The sequence below is a fragment of the Enterobacter cloacae complex sp. IR5422 genome, assembly GCF_049238165.1.
GTDB lineage: Bacteria > Pseudomonadota > Gammaproteobacteria > Enterobacterales > Enterobacteriaceae > Enterobacter > Enterobacter roggenkampii.
In genome coordinates this window covers 133,150-143,353 of sequence record NZ_JBMKHT010000007.1, presented here as the reverse complement: position 1 = coordinate 143,353, position 10,204 = coordinate 133,150, and the positions used below count along the sequence as shown (strand labels likewise).

The 10,204-nt window shown below is 55.6% G+C and carries 8 protein-coding genes, 1 other RNA gene and 2 pseudogenes; 5 read left to right on the top strand and 6 right to left on the bottom strand.

What is annotated here, in order from left to right; all coding sequences use genetic code 11:
• Positions 1–129: 129 nt before the first annotated feature.
• The 5 genes and pseudogenes from ACOTXT_RS05925 to garL all read right to left on the bottom strand — a co-directional run.
• Positions 130–585: pseudogene (locus tag ACOTXT_RS05925) on the bottom strand (glycosyltransferase); the annotation flags it as partial.
• Positions 586–672: 87 nt separating this feature from the next.
• Positions 673–954, bottom strand: a pseudogene (locus ACOTXT_RS05920) (pentapeptide repeat-containing protein); the annotation flags it as partial.
• A gap of 372 nt (positions 955–1,326) precedes the next feature.
• Positions 1,327–1,703: RNase P RNA component class A (gene rnpB, locus ACOTXT_RS05915), an RNA gene on the bottom strand.
• A gap of 59 nt (positions 1,704–1,762) precedes the next feature.
• Positions 1,763–2,653 carry a 2-hydroxy-3-oxopropionate reductase gene (gene garR / locus ACOTXT_RS05910; protein ID WP_055322251.1) on the bottom strand — a complete coding sequence of 297 codons (891 nt, stop codon included), beginning with the start codon at positions 2,651–2,653 and terminating at the stop codon, positions 1,763–1,765.
• A 21-nt stretch (positions 2,654–2,674) separates the two neighbouring features.
• On the bottom strand, positions 2,675–3,445 hold the full coding sequence (garL, locus tag ACOTXT_RS05905; protein ID WP_023294648.1) for a 2-dehydro-3-deoxyglucarate aldolase: 771 nt from the start codon (positions 3,443–3,445) through the stop codon (positions 2,675–2,677).
• Positions 3,446–3,818: 373 nt separating this feature from the next.
• Between garL and garD the strand changes: the two genes are divergently transcribed.
• Positions 3,819–5,390, top strand: a complete 1,572-nt coding sequence (gene garD / locus ACOTXT_RS05900; protein WP_333164439.1) for a galactarate dehydratase — start codon at positions 3,819–3,821, stop codon at positions 5,388–5,390.
• A gap of 155 nt (positions 5,391–5,545) precedes the next feature.
• On the opposite strand, the gene rsmI is transcribed toward garD, so the two are convergent.
• Positions 5,546–6,409 carry a 16S rRNA (cytidine(1402)-2'-O)-methyltransferase gene (rsmI, locus tag ACOTXT_RS05895; protein WP_055322253.1) on the bottom strand — a complete coding sequence of 288 codons (864 nt, stop codon included), beginning with the start codon at positions 6,407–6,409 and terminating at the stop codon, positions 5,546–5,548.
• A 62-nt stretch (positions 6,410–6,471) separates the two neighbouring features.
• Here rsmI and ACOTXT_RS05890 point away from each other — a divergent pair, with 62 nt between their 5' ends.
• From ACOTXT_RS05890 to dolP, 4 genes are read left to right on the top strand one after another with little or no spacing between them, the layout of a single operon-like run.
• Positions 6,472–8,637, top strand: a complete 2,166-nt coding sequence (locus tag ACOTXT_RS05890; protein ID WP_025912546.1) for a penicillin-binding protein activator — start codon at positions 6,472–6,474, stop codon at positions 8,635–8,637.
• Positions 8,595–8,990, top strand: coding sequence for a YraN family protein (locus tag ACOTXT_RS05885; protein ID WP_021242244.1), 396 nt, complete (start codon positions 8,595–8,597; stop codon positions 8,988–8,990). The genes ACOTXT_RS05890 and ACOTXT_RS05885 overlap by 43 nt, the downstream gene beginning before the upstream one ends.
• A gap of 21 nt (positions 8,991–9,011) precedes the next feature.
• Positions 9,012–9,602 (top strand): DnaA initiator-associating protein DiaA, encoded by a 591-nt coding sequence (gene diaA / locus ACOTXT_RS05880; RefSeq protein ID WP_003861754.1) that lies wholly within the window; start codon positions 9,012–9,014, stop codon positions 9,600–9,602.
• A 9-nt stretch (positions 9,603–9,611) separates the two neighbouring features.
• Positions 9,612–10,187 carry a division/outer membrane stress-associated lipid-binding lipoprotein gene (dolP, locus tag ACOTXT_RS05875; RefSeq protein ID WP_008501489.1) on the top strand — a complete coding sequence of 192 codons (576 nt, stop codon included), beginning with the start codon at positions 9,612–9,614 and terminating at the stop codon, positions 10,185–10,187.
• The last annotated feature ends 17 nt before the right edge of the window (positions 10,188–10,204 follow it).

Sequence of the window (10,204 nt, the reverse complement as noted above, 5' to 3'; positions counted from 1 at the left end):
AGGGCCAAAATCAGCCACGAAGAGACGATTTTGGGCTGAAAATTGGAAAATTGAGCCACAGGACGTCGATAAAGGACGGTTTGGGGCGTCATATCGGGAGCTGCGGACCACTTAATCGCAACTTCCTAAGGTCAGCATTTGGTTACCTATAATATTCCGTTTATCAAACAGGCTTTTTTTATAAGCTGGTTTCGGATACACCTGTAATTCATCAGGATGATGATATCCGGTACCGTCACAGAGATAATCATTTGCGTACAAAAAACTGTGCAACTGAAGTTTATGTTGCCAGGTAAGAAAAGAGGACAGGCGTGTCGGCAGCCATTCATCATCATCATCCAGACCCGTAATAAGGTCACCACGGGCCATTCGTATAGCCTGATTTCGGACTGCACAAGCGCCAGAGTTAAATTCATTGCGGATATAGGAAATGCGTGGGTCATTCAGTTCGGAGATATACGTCAAGAGTTGGTCAAATGACGATGAGAAATCGTCAATGATAATGAGTTCCCAGTTCACATAGTCTTGATTCAGTACCGATTGTATGGCTCTGATCGTCAATGCCTGGCGGTTCCAGGTTGGCATATAGATGGAGATGAGTGGTCGGGATAGTGGCGTATCACTTTCATTTTGTTCATGTTCCGTCAATAACCTGACATCATGGATATCACTTCCAGTAAAATCCACGCAAGTACAATCAGCGTGACTAAAAATTGTACCTTCCGTTTTACAGTAGCTAAGATTAGCGCCTGCAAGATTGGCACAGGAGAAATCGGCTCCTCGAAGATCACAAAACGAAATATCGCATCCCGATAAATTAATATTGCGTAAATAGAGCCCCCTGAGATCCATAAACCTCAGATCTGCACCAGCTAAACCAGGCTGATATCGGTGATTTTTAAGTATATTTTTATGATATTGGATTAGTTTTTTTAGTTTGTTTTTTCTGTCCATGCTCAACCGAATACCGATGAGAAAATTAGGCATTGAGTTAAGCGTTCTTATCATTCTATAGCAATAGCCCCCCTTCATTTTCAGAAATTAATTAGGGACAAACTGTATTCATTAACGTTTTATTTATTTTTCTCATACATTGTAGTGAGCCAGGGTGGTCTGTAGAGCCAATATTGTCAGTAAATAAATATGAATCGCAATCCAGAGACATACATATAAACTGAAGGCAGACGGAAATGAAGGCTGTCGCGGTTGCAAGGTTTCAGGATAGTCGGGATGGAACAGCCGCTGGTGTGCCTCGTTTGTATCACAGTCTGTGTCACATTTTCACCAGGGAAAGCCTGAGACACACCAACGTATTGTTTTAGAAGAAGTTGAAGCTGACCGATAAGCCGGGTTCTGTCGTGGACAGTCATTCATCTAGGCCAGCAATCGCTCACTGGCTCAAGCAGCCTACCCGGGTTCAGTACGGGCCGTACCATGTGAACCCCTATTTGGCCTTGCTCCGGGTGGAGTTTACCGTGCCACGGACTGTTACCAGCCGCGCGGTGCGCTCTTACCGCACCCTTTCACCCTTACCTGATCCCGCTTGCGCGGGCCATCGGCGGTTTGCTCTCTGTTGCACTGGTCGTGGGTTTCCCCCCCAGGCGTTACCTGGCACCCTGCCCTATGGAGCCCGGACTTTCCTCCCCTCCGCCCGTCTCCCCCGAAAGGGACGACGACGAAGCGGCGACTGTCTGGTCAGCTTCGGCGCGCAGTATAGAGGGTTTGCGCGCCGCTGTCACCCTCGGCTGTGGGTAAGCCGTGATTAACGCGCCACTTCCACCTTCGCCAGTTTTTCGTAGTAGCATGCAATTGCGCTGTGATCGGCCGTGCCCAGGCCATCGGCACGCAGCGCCTGCATCATCTCCATGACCGCCGCGGTCAGCGGCAGCTGTGCGCCCACGCCGTGGGAAGTGTCCAGCGCGTTCGCCAGATCTTTAATATGCAGGTCGATGCGGAAACCGGGTTTGAAATTGCGATCCATGACCATGGGCGCTTTGGCATCCAGCACCGTACTGCCTGCCAGACCGCCGCGAATAGCCTGGTAGACCAGGTCCGGATTGACGCCCGCTTTGGTTGCCAGCGTCAGCGCTTCAGACATGGCGGCAATGTTGAGTGCCACAATCACCTGGTTTGCCAGCTTGGTCACGTTACCCGCCCCGATCTCCCCGGTGTGTACCACGGAGCCCGCCATCGCTTTCATCAGGTCGTAAAATTTATCGAAAATAGCTTTATCGCCGCCGACCATGACCGACAGCGTGCCGTCGATGGCTTTCGGCTCGCCGCCGCTGACCGGTGCATCCAGCATATCGACGCCCTTCGCTTTCAACGCCTCGCTGATTTCACGGCTCGCGAGCGGTGCGATAGAGCTCATATCGATCAGCACCAGGCCCGGTTTCGCGCCGTCGATAATGCCGTTTCCACCCAGCGCGACTTCTTTGACGTGCGGGGAGTTTGGCAGCATGGTGATGATGACATCGCACTGCTCGGCAATGGCTTTCGCGGTGGTGGCTGCTTCTGCGCCAGCCGCTATCACCTCAGCCACGGCCTGTGGATTATGATCGGAGACCACCAGCGAGTAACCTGCTTTGATGAGGTTCTTACTCATTGGTTTACCCATGATCCCCAGGCCAATAAAACCCACTTTCAGCGTCATAATCTGTTTCCTCAATGATGGTTATTTTTTAAAAGCGTCCGCTAATTTCTGCGTAGCCGAGCGGAAAACGCCGAGGTCGCTGCCGACGGCAACAAACGTGGCTCCCCACTCCAGGTAGCGGCGGGCGTCAGCCTCAACCGGCGCCAGAATGCCGCACGGCTTGCCGTGTGCTTTGGCGCGGGCAAAGATGTGCTGGATCGCGCGCTGCACGTCAGGGTGGCTGGCGTTACCCAGATGGCCAAAGGCCGCAGCCAGATCGCTTGGGCCGACGAAGATCCCGTCCACGCCGCTTGTGGCGGCAATCGCGTCGACGTTATCGACGCCCTGCTGGCTCTCGATCTGAACCAGAATGGTGATGTTGCTGTTGGACTGCGCGAAATAGTCCGGGACGGTGCCAAACATATTGGCGCGGTGCGAAACGGAAACGCCGCGGATCCCTTCGGGAGGATAGCGCGTTGACGCCACGGCCAGCGCCGCTTGCTCTTCCGTCTCCACAAACGGGATCAGGAAGTTGTAGAAGCCGATATCCAGCAGACGCTTAATAATCACCGGTTCGTTGGTGGGGACACGCACCACCGGGGCACTGTTGCTGCCTTTCAGCGCCATCAGTTGCGGAATAAACGTGCTGATATCGTTTGGCGCATGTTCGCCGTCCAGCACCAGCCAGTCGAAACCGGCCAGGCCCAGCACTTCGGTGCTGATAGGGTTTGCCAGCGCGGACCAGCAGCCAATCTGAATCTGGTGCGCCGCGAGGGCCGCTTTAAACTTATTCGGGAAGATAGCGTTATTCATCGTATTTACCTTTTTAATTCCGCAGCCTTTTTCAGCATCATTTTATTTATTCAGACACCGCGCCAGCATGATATTTATTATTCGGACATATTCTGGCGTAATAAAATCGTCATTCAGTATAAGATGCAATCCACGACCGCACATTGTTTTAATGCTCAGGTATTACGCTATTTTTTGATAAAAATTTTTGCATATGCACAAAGCACTGGGCGCTAATGCACAGAATCAAGGATTACGGGCTCGCGAGCGATCGGGATCACATTTTGATATTGAATCTGCTGACATGCTTTATTTCTGAAAGCCGCGTATTTATTTCTACCATCAGAAAAATGGCTGAACCTATTATCAGAATTTTGCTGGAGAATACTGACCAATGGCCGACATTGAAATTCGACAGGCACCGCCGACGGCGTTTTATATAAAAGTGCACGACGCCGATAACGTGGCGATTATCGTCAACGACAATGGCTTAAAAGCAGGAACCCGCTTCCCGGACGGGCTGGAACTGACTGAGCATGTTCCGCAGGGACATAAAGTCGCCCTGGTGGATATCCCTGCTGAAAGCGAAATTGTGCGTTACGGTGAAGTCATCGGCTATGCCGTCCGTCCTATTCCGCAGGGAAGCTGGGTGGAGGAGTCGCTGGTGGCGCTGCCAGAAGCGCCGCCGCTGAACACGCTTCCGCTAGCAACCCGCGTGCCGGAACCGCTTCCCCCGCTGGAAGGCTATACCTTTGAAGGGTATCGCAATGCGGACGGCAGCGTCGGCACCAAAATTCTGCTCGGCATTACCACCAGCGTGCACTGCGTGGCGGGCGTCGTGGATTACGTGGTGAAAATCATCGAACGCGATCTGCTGCCAAAATACCCGAACGTCGACGGCGTGGTGGGCCTGAACCACCTCTACGGCTGCGGCGTGGCGATTAACGCGCCCGCTGCCGTGGTGCCTATCCGGACCATCCACAATATCGCCCTGAACCCCAACTTTGGCGGCGAGGTGATGGTCATTGGCCTCGGCTGTGAAAAATTGCAGCCCGAGCGCCTGCTGCAAGGCACGGAAGATGTCAAAGCCATTCCGGCAGACGAGGCCAGCATCGTGCGCCTGCAGGACGAACGCCACGTCGGTTTCCGCTCAATGGTCGACGATATTTTGCAGGTAGCAGAACGCCATCTGGACAAGCTCAACCGCCGCCAGCGCGAAACGTGCCCGGCGTCGGAGCTGGTGGTCGGAACCCAGTGCGGCGGCAGCGATGCCTTCTCCGGCGTGACGGCCAACCCTGCGGTGGGCTATGCGTCCGATCTGCTTGTTCGCTGCGGCGCCACGGTGATGTTCTCCGAGGTGACTGAAGTGCGTGACGCCATCCATCTGCTGACGCCGCGCGCCGTTAATAAAGAGGTCGGCAAGCGACTGCTTGAGGAGATGGCCTGGTACGATAACTATCTCGATATGGGCAAAACCGACCGCAGCGCCAACCCGTCTCCGGGCAACAAGAAAGGCGGCCTGGCAAACGTGGTGGAAAAAGCCCTCGGTTCTATTGCCAAATCCGGGCAGAGCGCCATTTCAGAAGTGCTCTCTCCGGGCCAGCGCCCGACGAAACGCGGCCTTATCTACGCCGCAACGCCAGCCAGCGATTTTGTGTGCGGCACGCAGCAGGTGGCATCCGGCATTACGGTACAGGTCTTTACCACCGGGCGCGGCACGCCGTACGGCCTGATGGCGGTGCCGGTGATCAAGATGGCGACCCGCACCGAGCTGGCAAACCGCTGGTATGACTTAATGGATATTAACGCGGGCACCATCGCCACCGGAGAAGAGAGCATTGAGGACGTGGGCTGGAAGCTGTTCCACTTCATTCTGGATGTCGCCAGCGGGCGAAAGAAAACCTTCTCGGACCAATGGGGATTGCATAATCAGCTGGCGGTGTTTAACCCGGCACCAGTGACGTGATTTTCCGTCCCACATCTATCCCGCATTTAGGTAACCCGTCGGACACGCCGCAAGCCTTCCAGGTTGAGGCGATACCTGCTAGCTAAAAGACACATAACGATCCGTAGGCCAGATAAGGCGTAGCCGCCACCCGGCAAAAACCGGCAGGGGATGCCTTACTCCCCCTGCTGCTCCAGCGCATACTTATACAACGCATTTTTCTTCACGCCGTGAATTTCTGCCGCCAGCGCAGCGGCTTTCTTCAGCGGCAGTTCTGCCTGCAGCAGCGACAGCGTACGCAGCGCGTCGGCAGGAAGGGCGTCTTCTTCCGCCTTGTGCCCTTCGACGATCAGCACCATTTCACCCTTGCGGCGGTTTTCGTCTTCCTTCACCCACGCCAGCAGCTCGCCCACCGGCGCGCCGTGGATGGTTTCCCAGGTTTTGGTCAGCTCGCGCGCCAGCACCACGTAGCGGCCTTCCCCCCAGACGGTCACCATATCTTCCAGGCTCTCCAGCAGGCGGTGCGTGGATTCGTAGAAAATCAGGGTGCGCGGTTCCGCTTCCAGCTCTTTTAAGACGTCGCGGCGGCCTTTGGATTTAGCAGGCAGAAAGCCTTCATAGCAGAAACGGTCAGACGGCAGACCTGCGGCGCTTAACGCAGCAATCGCGGCGCACGGTCCCGGCAGGGGCACAACGCGAATACCGGCTTCGCGACAGGTACGCACCAGGTGATAGCCCGGATCGTTGATCAGCGGCGTACCGGCATCGGAGACCAGAGCAATGTTCTGCCCCTCTTTCAGCTTCGCCACCAGCGTTTCGGCTTTTTGTTGCTCATTGTGATCGTGCAGCGCAAACAAACGGGCGTTAATCGCGAAATGTTGCAGCAGCAGGCCGGTGTGGCGGGTATCTTCAGCAGCAATTAAATCAACAGCTTGCAGTACGGTGAGCGCACGTTGGGTAATATCAGACAAATTCCCGATAGGAGTAGGTACAATATAAAGCTGGCCTTGAGAATTATCTGCCGTTTCGTGTTGTTTCATTGTTTCGTCCGTATTGCCGATTTAATATTGAGCATTGCGTAAAAAAAATCACTGGATACAGTATGGTACCGTTAACGTTTCTTCGAAAAAAAGCCACGCGCAGCGTGCCGCTTCTGCTGGCAGCCCTGATCTTTGCAGGCTGTGGCACCCAGGCACCTGACCAGAGCACCGCCCATCTCCAGGGTTCTGCTCAGGCTGATTCTGGCTTTTATCTGCAACAAATGTCGCAGAGTTCAAATGATACCAAGACCAACTGGCAATTACTCGCCATTCGTGCACTGCTGAAAGAGGGTAAAACCCAGCGGGCAGCCGAACTGTTTAACCAGTTGCCAAAAGATCTTAACGACGCACAGCGTCGCGAGCAGAGCCTGCTCTCTGCCGAGCTGAAAGTCGCGCTGAAAGATTACGCCGCCGCGAAGAAGATCCTCGGTGATATCGACGTAAGCGCGCTGGATAAAAACCAGCAGGCGCGCTTCTGGCAGGCGGGTATTACCGCTGAGCAGGGACGCCCTTCCCTGACGCTGCTCCGCGCGCTCGTCGCGCAAGAGCCGCTGCTTGGCGGTGCTGATAAGCAGAAAAATATTGATGCCACCTGGCAAGCGCTGGCGTCGATGACGCAGGAACAGGCGCAGGCGCTGGTCATCAACGCCGATGAAAACGTCCTGCAGGGCTGGCTGGATCTGCAGCAGATGTGGTTTAACAACCGCAGCGATCCAAAAATGTTGAAAGCCGGCATTACGGACTGGCAGACGCGCTACCCGCAAAACCCGGGCGCGAAAATGCTGCCAACCCAGCTGGTGAACGTGCAGAACTTTAAGCCAGCTTCCACCAGCAAAATCGCCCTGCTTCTGCCGCTCAACGGCCAGGCGGCGGTGTTTGGACGTACCATTCAGCAGGGTTTTGAAGCGGCGAAAAACGGCACGACGTCGGTAGCCGGCAGCGCCGTTCCCGCACAGGCAGCCCAGGCGGCTAATGTGAATAATGATGTTGTCAGCCCATCCGCCGCAGAGACCAGCGACCTGACCACGGCGCAAACGCCAGCGCAGGGCACGATGCAAAACCCTGTGACGGCCCCGACGACGCCTCCAGCTGAAGCTGCACCGGCTACAGCAGCACCTGCGGCCCAGGCTCCGGCCGAGACGCAAACGGCGCCAGCTCCTGCCACAACAGCAGAACAGCCTCAACAGCAGCCTGCACAACCCGCGGCTCAACCTGCCACGCAGCCGCAGGCCGTGGCAACCACCAGCGCCAACCCGGGCGCTGAATTGAAAATCTACGACACCAGCTCGCAGCCGCTTGACCAGGTGCTGGCGCAGGTACAGCAGGACGGGGCGAGCATCGTTGTCGGTCCGCTGCTGAAGAACAACGTGGAAGAGCTGATGAAGAGCAATACCACGCTGAACGTGCTGGCGCTCAACCAGCCAGAGCAGGTTCAGAACCGGGCCAATATCTGCTACTTCGCACTCTCTCCAGAAGATGAAGCCCGCGATGCGGCGCGTCATATTCATGAGCAGGGTAAGCAGGCTCCGCTGCTGCTCATCCCACGCAGCACGCTGGGCGATCGCGTGGCCAATGCCTTTGCCGATGAGTGGCAGAAGCTGGGCGGCGGCGTGGTGCTGCAGCAGAAATTCGGTTCCGTCTCTGAACTGCGCGCAGGCGTCAACGGCGGGGCGGGTATCGCGCTTAACGGTAGCCCGGTCACCGCGAGCCTGCCACAGCAGCAGGGCGTGACGATTGGCGGCCTGACGATCCCTGCGCCGCCAACCGACGCGCAGATTAGCGGTGGCGGTAAAGTGGATGCGGCCTATATCGTTGCCACGCCGCAGGAGATCGCCTTTATCAAACCGATGATTGCGATGCGTAACGGCAGCCAGAGCGGCGCAACGCTCTACGCCAGCTCCCGCAGCGCACAGGGCACCGCAGGCCCGGATTTCCGTCTGGAAATGGACGGTCTGCAGTACAGCGAAATCCCGATGCTGGCTGGTAGCAATCCATCCCTGATGCAGCAGGCGCTGAGCGCGGTGCGTAACGATTACTCTCTGGCGCGTCTGTATGCGATGGGGGTTGATGCGTGGGCGCTGGCGAACCACTTTACCCAGATGCGTCAGGTGCCGGGCTTCGAGCTTAACGGCAACACCGGCGATCTGACCGCGACCCAGGATTGTGTGATTAACAGGAAGTTATCATGGCTCAAATACCAGCAGGGGCAGATCGTCCCGGCCAGTTAAGCCGCAAACAAACCGGCGATGCGTGGGAGTTAAAGGCGCGTCGCTGGCTTGAAGGCAAAGGACTGCGTTTTATCGCCGCCAACGTCCGTGGGCGTGGTGGCGAAATCGACCTGATCATGAAAGACGGTCAGGTCATTGTGTTTGTTGAAGTGCGCTTTCGACAGTCCTCCCGTTTTGGCGGTGCTGCCGCCAGCGTGACGCTCGCCAAACAACATAAATTATTACAGACTGCCCACTTGTGGCTTGCCCGCCATAATGGGAGTTTTGATACTGTGGATTGCCGGTTCGATGTGATAGCCTTCACCGGAAATGAGATCGAATGGCTTAAAAACGCTTTTGGCGAAGACGCATAATTAAGATTTAAAAGGGATAACGTGCTCGAAAGAATTAAAGTGTGCTTCACAGAAAGCATCCAGACTCAGATTGCCGCGGCGGAAGCCCTTCCGGATGCTATCTCGCGTGCCGCAATGACGCTGGTGCAATCCCTGCTAAACGGCAACAAAATCCTCTGTTGTGGCAACGGCACGTCAGCCGCCAACGCACAGCATTTTGCTGCCAGCATGATCAATCGTTTTGAAACAGAACGCCCCAGTTTACCTGCCATTGCACTTAATACCGATAATGTGGTCTTAACGGCGATTGCTAACGATCGTCTGCATGACGAAATTTACGCAAAGCAGGTGCGAGCCCTGGGTCATGCCGGAGATGTGCTGCTGGCTATCTCCACGCGCGGCAATAGCCGGGATATTGTCAAAGCTGTTGAAGCCGCCGTCACCCGCGACATGACTATCGTGGCCTTAACCGGCTATGACGGGGGTGAGCTGGCGGGTCTGCTTGGGCCGCAGGATGTGGAAATCCGCATTCCGTCTCACCGGAGCGCGCGTATTCAGGAAATGCATATGCTCACGGTGAACTGCTTATGTGACTTGATCGATAACACGCTTTTCCCTCACCAGGATGATTAAGGAGTTCTTATGAAGGCTTTATCGACCCTCGCAGTCCTTATGTCTGCATTACTGCTTCAGGGATGTATCGCTGCGGCCGTTGTGGGTACCGCCGCAGTAGGCACCAAAGCGGCAACCGATCCGCGCACTGTGGGAACACAGGTGGATGACGGTACGCTGGAGCTGCGCGTCAACAGTGCGCTGTCGAAAGACGAACAGATCAAGAAAGAGGCGCGTATCAACGTGACGGCTTATCAGGGCAAAGTGCTGCTGGCAGGCCAGGCGCCGAATATGGAGCTCGCCTCGCGTGCGAAACAGATTGCGATGGGCGTTGAAGGGACCACAGAGGTGTTTAACGAAGTGCGTCAGGGCAAGCCAATTGGCCTGGGTGATGCCTCTTCCGATACCTGGATCACCACCAAAGTACGTTCCCAGCTGCTGGGCTCGGACCAGGTGAAATCTTCCAACGTGAAGGTGACAACGGAAAACGGTGAAGTGTTCCTGCTGGGTCTGGTGACCGAACGTGAAGGGAAAGCGGCGGCCGATATCGCCAGCCGGGTGAGCGGCGTGAAGCACGTCACCACCGCGTTTACTTACATTAAATAAAAAAATCCCCTCAAGTG

Coding starts and splice junctions, on each gene's coding strand:
- ACOTXT_RS05890 (WP_025912546.1), top strand. CDS start 6,472: ATGGTACCGTTAACGTTTCTTCGAAAAAAAGCCACGCGCAGCGTGCCG.
- garR (WP_055322251.1), bottom strand. CDS start 2,653: ATGACGCTGAAAGTGGGTTTTATTGGCCTGGGGATCATGGGTAAACCA.
- rsmI (WP_055322253.1), bottom strand. CDS start 6,409: ATGAAACAACACGAAACGGCAGATAATTCTCAAGGCCAGCTTTATATT.
- garD (WP_333164439.1), top strand. CDS start 3,819: ATGGCCGACATTGAAATTCGACAGGCACCGCCGACGGCGTTTTATATA.
- dolP (WP_008501489.1), top strand. CDS start 9,612: ATGAAGGCTTTATCGACCCTCGCAGTCCTTATGTCTGCATTACTGCTT.
- garL (WP_023294648.1), bottom strand. CDS start 3,445: ATGAATAACGCTATCTTCCCGAATAAGTTTAAAGCGGCCCTCGCGGCG.
- ACOTXT_RS05885 (WP_021242244.1), top strand. CDS start 8,595: ATGGCTCAAATACCAGCAGGGGCAGATCGTCCCGGCCAGTTAAGCCGC.